Below are 16,480 nucleotides of genomic sequence, written 5' to 3' on the forward strand. Positions count from 1 at the left end.
CTGTATATTCAAGAAACCAAGCTTACCTTATATTATACGCAAGTCCCTTCGGTAAGCTGTTGGAGACTGCCTTAGTTTGCATTTTGAAATTTCAGGCCATCCTCACCAAGTTCAAACCCATACACTTTGGCTAAAGCCTGGAGTTCATGTTCATCCACTTCAGTAATATTAGTTACCTTGTTGTCTTTATCTCTGATGACTTTGAAATCGGCCGTACCGTCCCCGTCATAATAAAATTTGTTGAACTTTCCTTCATTTTTAAGATCCTGGTCCATGAACAGCCGGACATGCTTGCCATTGTACAGAAATCTGTCTTGGGCTTTGTCATAAGTCAGTCCATAGGCCACATAATCCTTCAGTGCATCATAGTTAAAGTCGCTCACTGTTCCGTCTTCCTGCGATGAGGCTGCCGCAGCAGCTGAATCACCTCCAGCGTCGCCTCCGCTTTCCACAGCGTTCATTTCAGCAGCGTTTTTTGTATTCACGCTGTTTTCTTCTCCGCTCGTTTGTTCTGCAAACGCAGACACCGCTCCCAAAATTAAAATGAGCGAAATGGCTGCCGTCACTACCGTCAGTTTTTTCAATTTCATAATCGACACGATCCTTTCTTTAGTCGCATTTTTGCTGAAGCCACTGTACAGGGGAGTGAATCTCCCTTTTTGTTCTGCTACCGCCAAGAGACATAAGGCGTAGTCCGCCTTGTGTTCGGCACCAAGCTTGCGGATCACTCTTGCATCGCACACCATTTCCATATCCCGGTTCAGGTAGAGATACATCAGCCAGACCAGCGGATTGAACCAGTGCAGGCATAGGGCAGCGGCTGCAGCCAATTTCCATACCGCATCAAAGTGTCTGATGTGCATGTATTCATGAGTGAGAATATAATCCATTGCGGATTCGTTGCCAGTATCCAATGATTTGGGCAAAATAATCTTCGGGTGCAATATTCCGAAGGTGATCGGCGTATCAATCCGGTCATAGGTCAATATCGTCAAAGTCCGCCGCAATGGATGTTTGGTTAACCAGGCTTCGATAACGGGATGGCTCCCCTGCAGAGGCAGCGCTGTCCGCAGCTCCCTTTTGCTTCTGTAATAGATCACCACTAGCGCCATAAGCAGTAGAGCAGCACCCCCAAGCCATAAGGTCGTCAGAAGCTCTGGCTCTAACATCGGCTCCGGCTTCGGCCCCCCGCCTGAATCTGCCGGAACCCCAATATCACGGGTCAGCAGCCCGGTGTTCAGGGCAGTGTGCTCGGACATCTGGAATACTGCTGCTGTACGTGCATTCACGTGGTTGGTCGTTTCAGCGATTTCAGCCGGTAGGGATAACTGCGGAAGAATGGGAAAAGAAACTGGAACCAGCAGTCTGGCAACCACAATTCCCCACAGAACGATAAATAACAACCTGGGTAATTTGTGGATGGCCACAGACCGCAGCAGGATAACAAGAACGATCAGCACACTCGCCGAAATACTCATCCGTAGGATATCCACCATCGCCGCCTCAGCTTAAGCTTTCCACAATTTTTTTCAGTTTGTCGATGTCTTCTTTGCTCAGGTTCTTCTCATTGAGGAACGCCGAAAAAAACATCCCCGCCGAACCGTTGTACATTTTGTTGATTAATTCCTTGGTTTCATAAGTCTGCACCTGCTCTTTGGGAATCAGAGCGGTGCAGACAAAGCCCGGATCTGTTCGCTGGATGGCTCCCTTGACGATCAGCTTTTTGATTACCGTGTAGGTCGTATTTCTGTTCCAGCCCGTTTCCCGGTTCAAGACCGCCGCCAGATCACCTGCCGCCAGCATCCCTTCTCTCCACAAAATTTCCATCACTTTTAACTCGGAATCATACAGTTTGATCTCCATATACCAGCCTCCCTTGCATTGACTACTGAAGTAGTCATAAGTCAATACTACTCCAGTAGTCACCTATTGTCAATTATATCCTTTTAATTCTTGTTTATTCCAAATGATTAGGCGTACAAATAGCTTTGTGCCGAATACATCTGATAATATTTCCCCCTCCGGTTCATCAGTTCCGCATGCGAACCAAATTCACAGATTTCTCCCTGGTCAAATACATAGATCTTATCGCACAGCATGGTCACGCCTAAGCGGTGTGAGATCATAATCGCAGTTTTATTTTCACACAGTGCCGAGAATTCCTCATATATTTGTGTTTCAACCTTAGGGTCCAGGCTGGCTGTAGGTTCGTCCATAATCAGAATTTCGGTTTCCGCCCGGCTGAGCGCCCTTGCTATCGCCAGTCTCTGCCATTGGCCGCCAGACAACTCCACATCGTTGTTCTCAAGCTGCCCAAGCTGGGTATCCAGACCCTGCGGCAGGTTGCTGATAAAGGAATCCATATTGAATATCCGCAAAGATTGTTTGTGAAAATCTTCTCCGAAATTTCCCGCTTTGATATTATCCGCTACCGAAAACTGGTATTTGATAAAATTTTGGAATACGCAGACCGTCTTCGTCCGGAAATCATCAATCACGTCAGCCAGCGGGTCACCGCCGATCAAAACCTCGCCTGAAGTCGGCTTGTACAGGCCCAGCAGCACATTTATAAAAGTGGTCTTGCCGGATCCGTTTTCCCCAACCAAGGCAATTTTCTCGCCTTTATTTATCGTTATATCAATATTTTTCAAAGTATGGGTCTGGCTATTGGGATATTTGAAATCGACATGTTTGAAATGAATGGTGGGTGCGTCAACAATTTTCTTGTGCCCGCCCCCGGTATCTTCAGGAATATCCAAAAAGTCCATCATGTCTTCCATATACAACGTATAATTGTTCATCGAACTGATCTTATTGACCATACTGCTCAAGCCGTCTGTTATGGCGTGCATTGAAGTGATCACCAGCATCACATCGCCAATACTCATTCTGTTCTCAAGAACGCCTATACAGGTCATCAACAGACAGATTCCCAGCGCAATGTTCCGGAATATATCGACAAAAGCTCCTCCCAGCGTATAATGCAGCAGCAATCTGAACTTCTCTTTCCATAAATCCTTCCTGATCTCTTCGGTCCGGTCATTAAAATAATCAATCAGCCCGAACATCCGGATCTCCTTGGCATATCGTCTGCTTGTCAGCACATCGTACATATAGTTCAAACGGCGCAGCGGCTTGCTTTGTTCAACGGCCTGAAAATAGCTTTTCTTTCCCTGGGCATTCATCAGCAGCAAATAAGGGACAGTAGCGAGTACCGCAATCAAGGGGAAATACAGGTTGATGTTAATCAGCAGCAGAATGTAGGAGATGATGGAGAACACAGGAAGGACCACAGACAATGAGTTATTGATATAGGATAATATGCCTTTATTGACATTGGACTGCACCCTGTCGAGCAGATCATAGACCGCCGGATTCTCCAATTGCTCCATAGAAATGACGGACAGCTTCTTATTCACTTGTCTGATGAATTCCCGGTTGATATTATATTTCAGGCGGTTGTTGATGTGTGCCGTAATATGCTCAAACCATTCCAGGAGGATCTTCAGCACGGTATAACCGGCGATAATGACCACCAGCTTGTGCGTCACGGCGGATGCCGAATGAACGAAAGCGAGGTCATCTATTAAAAGCTTAAACAGCCAGGTCCCGAGAGGGGCCAGCAGCGCGCTGAACGCCATAAGCCCCAGTGAAAAGTATAGCTCTTTGGTGCAAAACAGCTTGACGATCATCATAATGTTGCGGACATGAATCAGCAATTTATTTTTCATATGACCTGATCTCCTGTATCGTACCATTTGGCCTGATTCATAAAGAAACTGCAGTATTCGCCATTGAGCTGCATCAACTCAGCATGGGTGCCCTCTTCAACGATCTCCCCATGCTTCATAAACACGATTCTGTTGGCCAGCTTGGCGATTCCGATTCTGTGCGAGATCAGTACAACGCTTTTGCCGCGAAAATATTTGCCGATATTGCGGAATTGCTGGATCTCCGACAGCGCATCCAAAGAGGCGGACGGTTCATCGAATATGATAAAATCGGCATCGCGCATAAACGCCCGGCTGATCGCGACCTTTTGCCACTGCCCTTCGGACATGTCGATTCCATCGGCATCGAATTTTTTGCCCAGTATAGTATCCAGCCGGTTAGGATATTGCTGAATGACATGGTTGATTTGGCCTTTAACGGTTGCTTCCTTGATCTTTTCGTTGTCATTTATGTTAGCGACATCGCCTATGCCGACATTATCCCGTATAGAGAATTCAAATTTGGCATAATCCTGAAATGCCGCGGTGGCGGAGGGACAATTCCTCCGGACGATGCCCTCAGTAGGCTTCAGCAGGCCGGCCATAATTTTGGCCAATGTGCTTTTTCCGCTGCCGTTCTCACCAACGAGCACGATGCTTTCGCCTTTGCCGACGCGCAGATTGATATCCTTTAATGCTGCGGAATGATCACCATACGAGAAAGACACATGCTGCAGCTCCATAACCGTTTTTGCTCTGGCTAAGGCAGGGTCCGGTCCGGCTGGAATCCCGGATTCTTCAGGTGTGATCAGCGCTCTGAATTCTTTGATATAGATCTTATTTTTTTGGGCTTCGGAGAAAAACTCTGCAAAGGCATTGATGCCCACGATGATCTGTCCCTGGCCCTGGCTCAGCACGATCAGTTGATCGACCGTCAGCGTTGTCAGCGCCACACCATAACACATCACCAGCAAAATGCTATTCTCCAGGCCAATCATCAGGCCCGACCATATACATCCGATTACCGTCCATCTTTTGCTGAAGGTCAGATCAATATCCCTGATCTCGTCAAATTTGCCGAGCCGTTTCGCCTCCAGCCAATCGAAAATTTTGAAGCTTCGGATTTCTTTCTGGTTGCTTCTGTCCTGCATAAGATTGCTCAAATACTTCAGTTTGCGGTCCTCGTGCTCCTGCCTTTTCATCAAACCGATGTGTTCTTTCGTGTTTTTCTTCACAAAATAGTTGTAGAGCAGTCCAAGCACAATAAATGACAGTAAATAGAGAACACCCAGCCTGACTATAATCAGAGCAGACATACAAAAGCCGGCAATGGACCCCAGAAAATGAAATACGTCATTAACGGCATTGGTAAGTTTAAACCATAACGTATCCTTGGCCCTTTCGATTTGCAGCAGATAATCCGCCTGATCCAATTTGCATAAATCTGCCTTGGCAATGGCGTCGAACAGACTTCTCTGCAGCATGGCACCGACCTTGTTCTCAAGCAATTCTATGAAGAGTAGCGAAAAAGAATATTGAATATTCTTCAATGAATAGACGAGGATATAGGCGAGGATAAGTCCGGCGATGGCCAGAATTTCAGACTGATGGCTAAGGCTGACAATAATCCGCTGAATCAGAAGCAGCTCTAAAGGCTGCAGCGAGTACATTAATATGTAGAGCAGGAGAATGGATACCATAGTCACCGGCTGATGTCTGAAGTAGATCTTTAAGAACCATATGTATTCCTTCAATGGGTATCCCCTGCCTTTCAAAGAAAAGAACATGATTATGTAGAATAACCATGTTCTTTTTGCATAATATGGATATTACCAATAATGCCATAGACCAGTTTTTACCAATTTCCGCATTTAAAGTTACTCTTACAGGAGTAGTTACCACAGTTGAATGTTTTTGGACAACTGAAGCCTGAAGTACATGCTGCAGGAGTGATCATGGAATCAGCACTTGCTTTTTCAATCATCGGTCTGATATAGCTCATTTTCTTCACCTCCTTTCAAGTGGCTAGCCCGTTTTTACTGGGGCACCAATGTTTTTCTGTTTTTGTTCAGCTCGGATACATAATATTTCGTTCTCGCTTTGCAGCAGCCATCGGTATCCTGAATGGAACCCCCGTTTGCCACGGCGATTGCCACACAGCCCTTGCCGCAATTGTGATTCCAAATACAGGTCTGGCACTTGTTCATATAGGTCTGTCCAACTTGAAAAAAACGGATCAGATTAATCATCTCGGGGGATTGCAGCATCGAAGACAGGCTGGTCTGATTGACATTTCCGATTGAATATTGGACATCGGTAAATAATTGGCACAGAAATACATTACCGGAAGAGTCAATTCGCGGTGTTAAAGGAATTCTATCTGCTTCCTCAGTCACTCCACTCAATAAAGGACAGGCTCCTGTAAAATCATCGGGAAGTGTAATTTTGACGCCGCTGTTGATCAAATCCACAATTTTCGCATTTTTCTCCAGACTCTCCACAAGCGCTGATTTTTCCAGGATGTCCAGGTATAAGTCATTTTTATTATTTTCACTTCGGCCCAGGCTGCTCAAGCCGGCAATCTCGGCCTGGGGTATCTTTTTGTCAGCGACCATTGTCAGCAGATTAACGATGTCATCTTTGTTGAAGCTGGTAAGCACGCTGCGGATTAGAATACGTTCGCTCATGCCGGCTTCAATTAAATGATCCAATCCCTGCATCGTTTTGTTAAAGCTGCCGCGTCCGCATAATTGGTCATGGATTTCAGCACGCGACCCGTTTACGCTTAATTGGAGGGCAACTTTATAGGATGCAAACTTCTCAGCTACTTCCTTTGTAATATAAGTGCCGTTCGTGATCACCAGCACCATGCCAAAATGTTTCTTTTGCAGCTCATCCATAAAATCCCAGAATTCAGGATGCGTAGTCGGCTCTCCGCCGGAAATGGTAATGCTTGTATCGGGATTATCCGGCAGATCATTAATGATATTCATAAAGGTCGGCTTATCAATCTGACTTTGCAATACACCGGATTCGTTATAGCAATGCAGACAGCGCAGGTTGCAATTGGAGGTGATTTCCAAATAACAACCGCCTAATTTAAAACTTTCGGCTGGCGACAAAAATTCCACACAAACACCTCATTTCCTGATTTTCACAAATCCTCTTTGCTCCAGTTCTTCAAATGCGCCAAGACAGTCCGTGATAATATCGCTCAATACTAATCCATCCTTATCCAGGCATTGGTCATAGAGCAAGCCGGCTACTTCAGAAACGGTTCTCCCGTTGCAGTGTTCCCATAAATATTTGGCTGTCTGGTTCAAAAAGAACATCTCGTTATTGCGGTCCAGCACCAGCGATTCCTCACCCAAATCCTCATTGATTACATTCACTTTAGACAATAGCGTATTTGCGTTCATTCACTCACATCCTCATAGGAAATTACACCGAAGTGTTGCGTTATTGCAGCTTTTGCAATTTTTTTACTTCTTCCGGCATTTCCGGCTCATGAGCTATCCACCAGCAAGTTGTATTGGCCCCCAGCACAGCAAACATCCCGGCCAGCATCGTGAGCGATTTCAAGGGCCATTGGACAAATTTCATTGATTCTCCCCCTTTAATTGGATCAGCACAGAAAGCTGAGAAATGAGGCAGCCGCATAGACTGGCCAAAATGGCGGTACCGGCCAGCTGCAGCAAAATCATGGACAGGATAAAAGCGTAAAATGAAATATGTACAGTAACAGATATCTTCTGCAGCGTGCTGCGGCCGGTTGTATCCGCTTGTCTACCCTGCCGGGACATCCGGTTCAAACAGACAAACAGAACTACAGAGCCTCCAAACAACAGGACCACAAAAGAGTTCACACTCATGGGAGGCAGCATATCCACAAAAACCAGGGTCAGTATAAAAATAGTGACTGAAATGAAATAACAGGTTTTGAATGATTTCGCATGATAACCCCCGCCAAAGCTTCGGCAACCAATAATGGCTCCCAGCCAGGCCAACGCTTCAGGTATTTCCCTGAGCCAGACAGAAATGGCGATCATAGACATGGCGATGATTGTAACCTCGATCATGGCCTGCAGCCCGTAACGGATGACCGGCGCATTCTTTTCTTCCACAATGCCTTGTTGGACGCTTCGCAACGTGATCAGTTTCACAATATAATCTATCATTCACATCCCCCAAAACGAATATAGCGTATTTGTTAATTAAATGGAACATTATGTATGTTAATGGTATAATAGGACATGCAAACGCATTCTTTTGTCAGGTTTGCTTCCAAATCTTACATAAACTTCACTAGATGAGAGGAGAGAGAGATTTGTTCCACGTGGGGGTGTGCGATGATGAAGTCGGGATTCGCAACGAGCTGCAGCGGTACTTTTTGCAACTTTCGGTTACGACAAACTATTCATTTGATGTCCATTATTTTCCCTCCGGCGAAAAGCTCCTACAGCATTATAAAGCAATGCAGGGAGAGTACACCTATCACCTGCTGATTCTGGATGTCGAAATGAACGGCATTAGCGGACTTGAGACGGCCCGGCAAATCCGTTCCTTGCCAGACCGTGACGTACAAATTATGTTTTTGACCAGCTATCCCGAATACATGATGGAAAGCTTTGACGTTCAAACCTTCCAATACCTGCTCAAACCGGTTACATATGAATTATTCAAGAAAAAAACACTGAAGCTGTGCAGCTACATCATTTCCTCCTCGAACCGTTTTTTCACCATCAAGGTGGAAGACGGGCAAATCGTGTTGAGGAAGCCCGAAATTATCGCCATTGTCAAAATCAAGCATTCACTCGCCCAAAACAAGCTTAAAGTACTAACAGCAACTCAAGAGTACATGATAAACGGCACTCTGCAGGAGTATTCGGACAAGCTGGGCAGCCTGTTCCTGATGGTTCACCGTTCCATTATCGTTAATCTGGAGCATGTCCGCAGATTTACCGCCACCACCGTTGTGATGTCCAATGAAGAAGAATATCCCATTGGCCGTTCCCAATCGAAGGCCATCAAGGATATCTATGCCCAATACGTGCTGGAAGAATTAAAAGGGAGAGGGTAGCCATACTGCCTACTGCATTGTTCACCGGGACAACTTTGCTGGAATTGATTCTGTTGAACCGCTACTTCACTGTTCTTTTTCATAATCCAGGCCGAAAGCTGCAGATCATTATACTTCACTACTTATTGGCCGGAGCAATCTTGTTTACATCGTCCGTTTCCTTTTTCCCCATGCCTGTCACCGGGCTTTTGACCATGGCCAGTACCTTTTTAATTGCCCGGCTCTACGCTGTCCGGCCCGGTTCCCAGCTGATTTTTAGCGCCCTGTACCTTATCCTGGGATTTATCGCGGAGTCGCTGTCTTATTGCTTAATCCTTGCCATTCGTCCGGCGCACGGGGTAAACCAATTATCCAGGCTGGAGCAGCGCCTGCTCATCTTGTTCATTTCTGCTTTGATTATGCTGCTGTTCATCAACTTCATCCGTTTGATCAAGCGGGGGCAGGACTATAAAATCAGTAAAAGCTATTACTTCATCATGACGCTGATTATCTTAATAAGCCTGCTCATTTTGAATACGCTGTTTTTTTACTCCAGAATAAATCTTTGGTACATCCTGTCCGTGATCGGGATTCTCGGCATCAATTTTCTGATCATCTTCCTGTTCGACAGGATGATTGAAATATTTAGGCTGGCAGAGGTGAATTACCGGCTGCAAAGACAAATGGACGCCCAGGATATCAGTTACAAGCAGACGGTACATTCATTTATGGGCATCAAACGAATTATTCATGACACCAATAAGCAATTAGTATACATACGTGCCTGTATTGAAGCAGGCCATGCTCTGGAAGGCATTGAACATATCAACAGGATATTGCATCAAATAGAAGCTTCCTGCCAAAAAGTAACCACCGGCAACCTGGCGATTGATGCCTTAATCAGCAATGCACTTAGCATCGCTTATGACCGCCGGATTGCCATGGAACACAAAATCCATATTATCGCTGCAGAAATTAACATTGACCGCTATGATTTATGCATTGTTTTAGGAAACCTTCTGGATAATTCCATAGAAGCTGCACAGCAGGTTAGCGGGACCGAAAACAGGTTCATTCAACTCCATATCCATTCGAACAACAATGCACTGGTTATTTATGTTGGCAATTCCATGGCCGATCCCCCCCTGTCAGAGCCGCTGAGCCACAAAGACAATCCCGGGCTGCACGGAATCGGTTTAAGCAATGTGCAGCGGACGGCCGACAAATATGGAGGTCATTTAAAAACAACGGCCAAAAATGGAAAATTCGAAACCGTGGTTGTGCTTCCTTATCCAAAGATCAGCGATTCTATTTAATAAAAACCTTCATCAGCATATTGTAAAGCGGGTGAATCATATACCCCGTTGGATTAACCGCATATCTTGTGCCTGTATCCAGCTGGCTGATCTTGTCCATGTCTTCCCCGCTCAGGGCAAAGTCAAAAATCTCACTGTTCTCCTTGATTCTTTGGGGATTGGAGGATTTGGGAATCAGAATAATGCCCCGTTCCAGGTGCCAGCGTAAAATAACTTGAGCCACCGTTTTATGATGCTGCGCTGCAATCCTTTTTAGTTCACTGTGCTGATGCAGAGCCTGGTTTCCTTGCCCCAGTGGAGCCCAGGCCTCGTGCAATATATGATGTTTCTTAAGATAGTCATGCAGTTCATTTTGCGGAAACTCGGGATGGGTCTCAATCTGATTGATCATCGGCGGTATTGTGGCATGCTTCATTAGATGTTCAAGATGCTGAATCTCGAAATTTGCCACGCCAATGACTTTGATCCTCCCTGCTTCATATAACTCCTCCATGGCTTTCCACGTTTCAATATAATCCGGTGATGCGAAATGGATTAAATACATATCTAAGTAGGCTGTATCCAGCCTCTGGATCGTTCGTTCAAAGGCCTTCTTTGTTTCCTTATATCCATGGTCTGTGTTCCAGACTTTGGAGGTGATAAAAAATTGCCCGCGCGGGATTTGACTCTTATGAATCTCTCTGCCCAACGCTTCTTCATTCCCGTAGATTCTGGCGGTGTCAAAATGCCGGTAGCCTACCCCGATCGCCTCACTGATCGCAGTTTTGAACTCCTTCTCCTTCGTTATTTTGTAGACTCCAAAACCCAATTGGGGAATTGCAACTCCGTTGCTTGCATGTATTACTGCTGATTGCAGATTCATTTGAATGCTCCTTTTCTGATTATACGGTATATTCTAAATATTTATTATATTTAGTTTGAGCAAAAAAAGAGGTTAACCTATTTAAGCCAATAAATCCGTTAACCTTACTTCTTTTAACTGATTCTGCATTGCCAGCTCCGCTGCCTCCAGACTGTCTGCGATTCTTTGCTTAACCTCGTCCACTTCTTTTCCTTGCAGCGTTACATCCGTATGGAGCTTGAATAAGGCTTTCCCTGGCTCCACCGCCAGAAAAACATCCAATAACGTAATTTCAGATAACGGCCTCGCCAGTAAAATACCACCCTTTGCCCCTTCTTTGGCGATCGTCAGCTTGGCATTGTTCAAGTTGCGGATGACTTTTACCGTAGTGGGCACAGGAATATTAAGCTGCTCCGAAATCATTTTGGTGGATAAAAAGTTAGTACAGTTCTCCTCTGCGAGGCTATGGATATAGAGCAAAATGGATACCCCGTGTGATAACGCTGTCGAGTATGACAATAGAATTCATCCTAACCTTTGGTTTCTGAATATACTATATATCTTTTATGTTCAGATAGCAATTACATAAGAAAACGGCCGCATTATCCTTCACCGGACAGTGCAGCCGCTTGGCATTCCATTTATGTTACCTATATGAGTCATGTGTTGGACGAAACAGGTCTTCCTCCGAGGCTCTGACCATCGAAAAGTGTTCGACATTATAGTGCCCGTGCAGCGTACTGTTATGATGCCTGATGATTTGTTCTGCGCTCAGAACATCGCTGTCTGTTGTAGAATGTCCATCACCAACCAAGGTGACATCCAAATGACTGACGGTAGCCGCCCGCACTGAAGTATCGATACAATGCTGTGTTTTACAGCCCATGATAACTACATGTTCTACCTGCTGCTCTTTCAAATATTGCAGAAGTCCGGTGCCGTGAAAAGCATTCGTTGCTTTTTTATCAAACACTTTGGCATCAGCAGGCACACGAATTTCATTATGCACCTGAAAGCCTGCACCTTTCCCCCCGGCAACATCAAGATCCCTAACGAATACGGCCTCAACACCGAATTGTTCAGCTTTTTCAATCACTGTATTAATAGTCTGGATCAGCTGATCTTTATGGAATACCGCACTTTCCTTTTGGTTCCCATCCATTAATTCCTGCTGCGCATCGATGATTAATAATATCTGATTCAAATGATGGTTCTCCTTTCAAATGGCCTATTTATTGGATGATTGGGCCCGGTTTATGCTGGCCCGATGTCCAGAATCGGAGAATCTGCCTAAATTTCACGCAACCTGGAGCGTCCCTGGCCGTATGAACTACAGTAAACTTGGCACATACGATAACTCAAGAGGAGTGATGCGAATGAAGAAATACGGTTTAAGTCTTCTGCTATTCATCTTGCTGGTTGTACCGGGTTGCGGGTTTGCGGAAAAGGTGGAAAACAGCGTCAATTTTGCCACCGATACAGCTACTTACATGCAAACATTGACGGAGTTCGGACAAGAAATGGATACGCTGGCTGCCGATGCTGCCACGGATACGCAGGCCAGGGAGGCATTGACAGACAGACTCGTTGCACTCAAGGAACAGATTATCCAATATGCTGATCTTCAGGTACCTGAATATGCAGCAGACCTGCACCAATCGATTGTGGGGTACAATGACACGCTGCAGCAAGGACTGGATCAGGCAATAACTAACCTGGAGCAAGGAAAAGCCGCCTTCGAATCGACAGGCATTCCCGAGACGATCAACAAGGTGAGCGAGCTGTTGAACCAGATCACCCAGCTAACCCCGCAATAACAGCAACATATAAGCGCTCAAGGCATGGCAGCACATGACTTGTGCGCTTTTTCTTTTTTGCCCGTCGAGGCTCTATTTCAACCTTTTACGGATCATTCGGATCTGCCCTCTGTGGTTAATCTCATCTTCAAAAACATGAAACCACATAAAATAGTAGTTTGCCGGTTGGTCACCCCAGAATGGTTCCTCCTCGTATAACCACTCGTCATCCACAGTTTGGAACCATTCAAGCGTCGTCCGTCTTACTGCATCCAACTGATCCATATAATAACTCAATTCATTGCCCTTAATTTGCCCTCGTCCTTCTTCACCTAAATTTAACGCCGCTCCCCATCTGGCCATTTCTTCTTCAGATAAGTCTCTTCCTTCAAAGGTTGCAACTTGGTAGGCATATTCTACAGCGGCAAAATGTAATAATAACCCGCCGATTGAATTGCTCTGAGAATCGATCAAATAATCCAACTGGTCAACGCTTAGTCCTTTAACAGATTCAATAGTTGTAAATCTTGCGTAATTCATCATAGAGATCAAACGGCTGATTTGTGGTGAATACCCGGGAATATCGGTAATAAGATAGAGCTTATCGGTATGTATCATTTAAGATCCTCCCTTTAATGTTGTTCTCCCCCCACTTGATAATCAATAACTATACGACTCCTCAAGTAGCCTATACGATGATTAAAATCATTTTACCATATTGATTGATACAGAAAATGGTAGAAAACTTTTTTAGAAAATCTTTTTCAGGGGCACACACCCATCCTGTGTTCTTGTCATACATAGATTATAAGGAAGGGCGGGATGCATGTGAGCAACAACCAGGCTTTCGAAGAACGGGCTATCTTTCTGGCGGCTGTCTGCGGGCAGACCTACGCCCAGTTTAATCATGCGGACGGTTCGTTCACCGTTCCAGCTGGCTATTCTGTCACTCACACCATTCAAGCAAAATCATTAGGAGCTGTGTGGGAGCGGTTCGGGTTCATTATCGAATCTCCAGACGAGATCATCATCGCCTTCCGCGGGAGCAGTTCAACAGCCAATTGGATCTCCAACGCCAATGCCACACAAAAAAAGTTCAGATATATCAAGGAAACCTGCCTGACCCACCGCGGCTTCACCGATATTTATACCTCAGCCCGAAGCGGAATTCACTCCGCACTCTCCCGGTTATCCTCCGGCAAAAGACTATATATTACAGGTCACAGCCTCGGCGGAGCACTGGCCACACTGTGCGCGCCTGATGTTGCTGCCAACACTTCATTCAGCACACCGCATCTGTATACGTATGGTTCACCACGTGCGGGTGATCCAGCCTTCGCGAAAGCCAGTAGCCGCTATGTTCCGAACAGCCACCGCATTGCCAATCTTTTTGACGCTGCCGCTTATGTTCCGCCCTCGATCTTCAAGCTGCCCAAGCGGGACAAACGGTATTATTACAGTCATGTCAGGGAGTTCCATCCCCTTTCGTTCCAGAAAGGCTCCGTCAGCCTCAATCATGCACTAAGCAGTTATTTCAAAGAGCTCTCCACGCTCCGGCCGGAATTCACCCGAAAGCTCTGCTCCTCAAATCCGGGTTTTTGTCCGGTCCTGGAAGTGACCCCTCAAGCAACGATTAGAGCTTAACCCTTTGCAGGATCACAAATACCGGGCAATCATCCGGACCAATTGTGCGGGCAGCTCCGGCAAATGGGAGATGTCCAGAAATCTGTCGCTCCCGTAGATGTGATGAATCACATCCTTGTCCTGGCCAATGGCGGCTGCTAGAAAGGTAACTCCCTTGCGTTCATAGTAGGCCAAGGTCTGCTGCATGTCCTGGACCGCCAATGAACCGGTATAATCTTCCATTGCCTTGGGCTGCCCGTCACTGATGCTGATCAGCAACCGGGTCTGCGCTGCTGATCCGGCCAACCGGTCCGCCATAATTCTCAGCGCCATCCCGTCACGATTATTGCTTCTCGCACGAATCCCCATGAGTCTGAACCGGTCATTGGCATCCGGGTGTTCAAAATCAGCATAGGCATACATTGACATCTGCTCCAGCCTGGAGATATCAGCTGTATCCCCGTAGATCAATACTGGAATCCGGCAAAGCTGACAAAATTCATACACGGCGATGACCGCCCGTTTGGCAGCCTCCAATCTTCCAAATGCAGACATAGATCCGGACTCATCCACTCTTACACCGACCGCCAGCGATGGAGAGTCTGTTGGCGGCCGTTTCTTCGCAAAATACCTGAAATCACGATAAGCAATGCTGTCTGCCTGAAATTTACTGCCGTAATACTGATGCTTCGCAAAGTCAAAAGTGTCATCATGTGCAAGCAGCGGCATTGTCTTCTTGGCAATTTCCCTGACAACAGGCAGGAGCTCCCTGCTTAATCTCAGATATTCCTGCTTGGATTCCAAACCGAAATCCGGGCGGTGAACAATGAGCTTGACCTTGTTGTGGATGGAAGCAGACACTGTCTCCCTTGCGTCACGGTTCAGCTTTTTACGGAAGTCCCGCTCTCGCTGCCTCACTTCGTCTGACTTCAGCTCAGGATTTGCCTGATGAACTCTGGGACCACCGTTTTCTTCCACATCTGAGTGTTCCATTTCGGTTGAAGAATCGGAAACTTCGGCTGTGCTTTCGTCGCTGTCCGCGGATTTTTTTAGAGCAATTCCTTGTTCCTCTTCCTCGTTGCCATGGTCAAGATCAGTATCGCCGATGTCTCCCCAAGCTTTTAGCTCAAGTTCGGCAAAGATTCTTTTTTTTTACCATCCACTTCAATTTCATCTAAATCCGAGAATAAACCATGGCTTCTTAATGCATCTTCCAACAGCCTGATTTCCTCGGGATCGGTTGTGATCTTGTATATGACTTTATGGTATAAGGATTCTTTGGCAGAAGCCCCGCAGGCAACCGCATCCGCCCAGTAGAAAAAAGAGCGCATCCCCGCCACACCCTTTATTGCATTCGCTCTGGCTGTGCTGTCCAGAACCATTATGATCTCTGCAAGCACACCCAGCACCCTTTTATCCGTATAACCGGTTTTGGAGATGGCCCGTTCAATCATGACCTCTTTGGCTGGGAGATCCATCTTCTCTGTATGCTGGACCCGGTCACGCAGAGCTTCATTCAGCGGCCTGGTTCCTGCATAACTGCGGTTGGTCGTAATGACCGCGATAAAATCCGGGTGCCTGCGCATAATTCCTGTCGGAAGGTTAAGACTCCCGTCCAGCTCCAGGGCCGAGTTAAGTGCCATGAGCACCGCCGCATCCCGAATAACGGTAGGTTCTTGAATCTCCAGAAGATAACCATGCTGATAGGCTCTGACGATCTCCGAAGGGTAAAAACGATATTCAACCGCATCGTCACTACAGACGGCTTGCTCCGCAGGCTCCAGCTTCTTCCGATTATCTTCCGGAATCACCGGCAGAATCGCCCCGATAATATCCGATTTATCCATGTCTGCAAAACAGGTGATCTTCGTATAAGGCAACCCCAACTCAGCGGATAGTGCCTTTGCAAGCTGAGTTTTTCCGGACCCGGCATCCCCTTCCAGCAGGATATTGGCGATTTTCATTTCCCCGCGGTTCCAGTTCCGCCTGATTTCATTACAGATTCGCTTCTCTTCTTCACTGACCTTATGAGACAACGGCTTTTTCCAGACAAGCTCCTGCTCTGCACGGGTCAGTTGTCTTGCTGGAGACAGTTTATTTGTTGCAAAATTACTCATACTTTCTCACCTCTTGAA

Annotated in this window: 18 protein-coding genes; 4 read left to right on the top strand and 14 right to left on the bottom strand. The window is 46.3% G+C overall.

All coding sequences use genetic code 11. From position 1 onward, the window contains the following. Positions 1–71: 71 nt before the first annotated feature. From BLQ82_RS13115 to BLQ82_RS13150, 8 genes are all read right to left on the bottom strand, one after another. On the bottom strand, positions 72–1,478 hold the full coding sequence (locus tag BLQ82_RS13115; protein WP_062522004.1) for a M56 family metallopeptidase: 1,407 nt from the start codon (positions 1,476–1,478) through the stop codon (positions 72–74). A gap of 25 nt (positions 1,479–1,503) precedes the next feature. Beyond that, positions 1,504–1,863, bottom strand: a complete 360-nt coding sequence (locus BLQ82_RS13120) for a BlaI/MecI/CopY family transcriptional regulator (RefSeq protein WP_062522002.1) — start codon at positions 1,861–1,863, stop codon at positions 1,504–1,506. A 107-nt stretch (positions 1,864–1,970) separates the two neighbouring features. Continuing rightward, a complete protein-coding gene (locus BLQ82_RS13125; protein WP_062522000.1) occupies positions 1,971–3,731 on the bottom strand; it encodes an ABC transporter ATP-binding protein in 1,761 nt (586 codons plus the stop codon). Then, a complete protein-coding gene (locus BLQ82_RS13130; RefSeq protein WP_062521998.1) occupies positions 3,728–5,464 on the bottom strand; it encodes an ABC transporter ATP-binding protein in 1,737 nt (578 codons plus the stop codon). Before BLQ82_RS13130 ends, BLQ82_RS13125 begins: the two co-directional genes overlap by 4 nt. 282 nt (positions 5,465–5,746) lie before the next feature. After that, positions 5,747–6,793 carry a radical SAM/SPASM domain-containing protein gene (locus BLQ82_RS13135; RefSeq protein ID WP_062521996.1) on the bottom strand — a complete coding sequence of 349 codons (1,047 nt, stop codon included), beginning with the start codon at positions 6,791–6,793 and terminating at the stop codon, positions 5,747–5,749. Positions 6,794–6,850: 57 nt separating this feature from the next. Continuing rightward, positions 6,851–7,129 (bottom strand): PqqD family peptide modification chaperone, encoded by a 279-nt coding sequence (locus BLQ82_RS13140; protein WP_062521994.1) that lies wholly within the window; start codon positions 7,127–7,129, stop codon positions 6,851–6,853. Positions 7,130–7,169: 40 nt separating this feature from the next. After that, complete coding sequence (locus BLQ82_RS31040; RefSeq protein ID WP_143013422.1) at positions 7,170–7,313, bottom strand: cyclic lactone autoinducer peptide; 144 nt, start codon at positions 7,311–7,313, stop codon at positions 7,170–7,172. Next, entirely contained in the window at positions 7,310–7,888 is a 579-nt protein-coding gene (locus tag BLQ82_RS13150) for an accessory gene regulator B family protein (RefSeq protein ID WP_062521992.1), read from the bottom strand. The genes BLQ82_RS31040 and BLQ82_RS13150 overlap by 4 nt, the downstream gene beginning before the upstream one ends. Before the next feature lie 158 nt (positions 7,889–8,046). Between BLQ82_RS13150 and BLQ82_RS13155 the strand changes: the two genes are divergently transcribed. Both BLQ82_RS13155 and BLQ82_RS13160 read left to right on the top strand, forming a co-directional pair. Beyond that, positions 8,047–8,790: a LytR/AlgR family response regulator transcription factor gene (locus BLQ82_RS13155; protein ID WP_244280781.1), complete on the top strand. Its 744-nt coding sequence runs from the start codon at positions 8,047–8,049 to the stop codon at positions 8,788–8,790. A 140-nt stretch (positions 8,791–8,930) separates the two neighbouring features. Further along, complete coding sequence (locus tag BLQ82_RS13160; RefSeq protein WP_157243779.1) at positions 8,931–10,085, top strand: sensor histidine kinase; 1,155 nt, start codon at positions 8,931–8,933, stop codon at positions 10,083–10,085. Here BLQ82_RS13160 and BLQ82_RS13165 read toward each other — a convergent pair. From BLQ82_RS13165 to BLQ82_RS13175, 3 genes are all read right to left on the bottom strand, one after another. Continuing rightward, complete coding sequence (locus BLQ82_RS13165; RefSeq protein WP_062521987.1) at positions 10,078–10,947, bottom strand: aldo/keto reductase; 870 nt, start codon at positions 10,945–10,947, stop codon at positions 10,078–10,080. The genes BLQ82_RS13160 and BLQ82_RS13165 overlap by 8 nt on opposite strands. Before the next feature lie 81 nt (positions 10,948–11,028). After that, positions 11,029–11,445: an RrF2 family transcriptional regulator gene (locus BLQ82_RS13170; RefSeq protein ID WP_074648208.1), complete on the bottom strand. Its 417-nt coding sequence runs from the start codon at positions 11,443–11,445 to the stop codon at positions 11,029–11,031. Between the two features lie 127 nt (positions 11,446–11,572). Continuing rightward, positions 11,573–12,130 (bottom strand): isochorismatase family protein, encoded by a 558-nt coding sequence (locus BLQ82_RS13175; RefSeq protein ID WP_062521982.1) that lies wholly within the window; start codon positions 12,128–12,130, stop codon positions 11,573–11,575. 172 nt (positions 12,131–12,302) lie between these two features. Here BLQ82_RS13175 and BLQ82_RS13180 point away from each other — a divergent pair, with 172 nt between their 5' ends. Beyond that, positions 12,303–12,743, top strand: a complete 441-nt coding sequence (locus BLQ82_RS13180) for a DUF6376 family protein (RefSeq protein WP_062521980.1) — start codon at positions 12,303–12,305, stop codon at positions 12,741–12,743. Between the two features lie 72 nt (positions 12,744–12,815). Here BLQ82_RS13180 and BLQ82_RS13185 read toward each other — a convergent pair whose 3' ends face one another. After that, positions 12,816–13,340 (bottom strand): DinB family protein, encoded by a 525-nt coding sequence (locus BLQ82_RS13185; RefSeq protein ID WP_062521978.1) that lies wholly within the window; start codon positions 13,338–13,340, stop codon positions 12,816–12,818. 204 nt (positions 13,341–13,544) lie between these two features. Here BLQ82_RS13185 and BLQ82_RS13190 point away from each other — a divergent pair, with 204 nt between their 5' ends. After that, positions 13,545–14,366, top strand: a complete 822-nt coding sequence (locus BLQ82_RS13190; RefSeq protein WP_062521976.1) for a lipase family protein — start codon at positions 13,545–13,547, stop codon at positions 14,364–14,366. Positions 14,367–14,378: 12 nt separating this feature from the next. Here BLQ82_RS13190 and BLQ82_RS13195 read toward each other — a convergent pair whose 3' ends face one another. Both BLQ82_RS13195 and BLQ82_RS13200 read right to left on the bottom strand, forming a co-directional pair. Beyond that, positions 14,379–15,323, bottom strand: coding sequence for a vWA domain-containing protein (locus tag BLQ82_RS13195; RefSeq protein ID WP_244280775.1), 945 nt, complete (start codon positions 15,321–15,323; stop codon positions 14,379–14,381). Between the two features lie 143 nt (positions 15,324–15,466). Beyond that, positions 15,467–16,462, bottom strand: coding sequence for an AAA family ATPase (locus tag BLQ82_RS13200; RefSeq protein WP_062521972.1), 996 nt, complete (start codon positions 16,460–16,462; stop codon positions 15,467–15,469). Positions 16,463–16,480 lie beyond the last annotated feature (18 nt).

Origin of the sequence: Paenibacillus jilunlii (assembly GCF_900102965.1) — a bacterium.
In the GTDB taxonomy this organism is placed as follows: Bacteria; Bacillota; Bacilli; order Paenibacillales; family Paenibacillaceae; genus Paenibacillus_AQ; species Paenibacillus_AQ jilunlii.

Excerpts from the sequence above, each read along its gene's own strand:
- BLQ82_RS13200 (WP_062521972.1), bottom strand. The coding sequence starts at position 16,462 with ATGAGTAATTTTGCAACAAATAAACTGTCTCCAGCAAGACAACTGACC.
- BLQ82_RS13140 (WP_062521994.1), bottom strand. The coding sequence starts at position 7,129 with ATGAACGCAAATACGCTATTGTCTAAAGTGAATGTAATCAATGAGGAT.
- BLQ82_RS13115 (WP_062522004.1), bottom strand. The coding sequence starts at position 1,478 with ATGAGTATTTCGGCGAGTGTGCTGATCGTTCTTGTTATCCTGCTGCGG.
- BLQ82_RS31040 (WP_143013422.1), bottom strand. The coding sequence starts at position 7,313 with ATGAAATTTGTCCAATGGCCCTTGAAATCGCTCACGATGCTGGCCGGG.
- BLQ82_RS13150 (WP_062521992.1), bottom strand. The coding sequence starts at position 7,888 with ATGATAGATTATATTGTGAAACTGATCACGTTGCGAAGCGTCCAACAA.
- BLQ82_RS13180 (WP_062521980.1), top strand. The coding sequence starts at position 12,303 with ATGAAGAAATACGGTTTAAGTCTTCTGCTATTCATCTTGCTGGTTGTA.
- BLQ82_RS13185 (WP_062521978.1), bottom strand. The coding sequence starts at position 13,340 with ATGATACATACCGATAAGCTCTATCTTATTACCGATATTCCCGGGTAT.
- BLQ82_RS13120 (WP_062522002.1), bottom strand. The coding sequence starts at position 1,863 with ATGGAGATCAAACTGTATGATTCCGAGTTAAAAGTGATGGAAATTTTG.
- BLQ82_RS13190 (WP_062521976.1), top strand. The coding sequence starts at position 13,545 with ATGCATGTGAGCAACAACCAGGCTTTCGAAGAACGGGCTATCTTTCTG.
- BLQ82_RS13165 (WP_062521987.1), bottom strand. The coding sequence starts at position 10,947 with ATGAATCTGCAATCAGCAGTAATACATGCAAGCAACGGAGTTGCAATT.
- BLQ82_RS13125 (WP_062522000.1), bottom strand. The coding sequence starts at position 3,731 with ATGAAAAATAAATTGCTGATTCATGTCCGCAACATTATGATGATCGTC.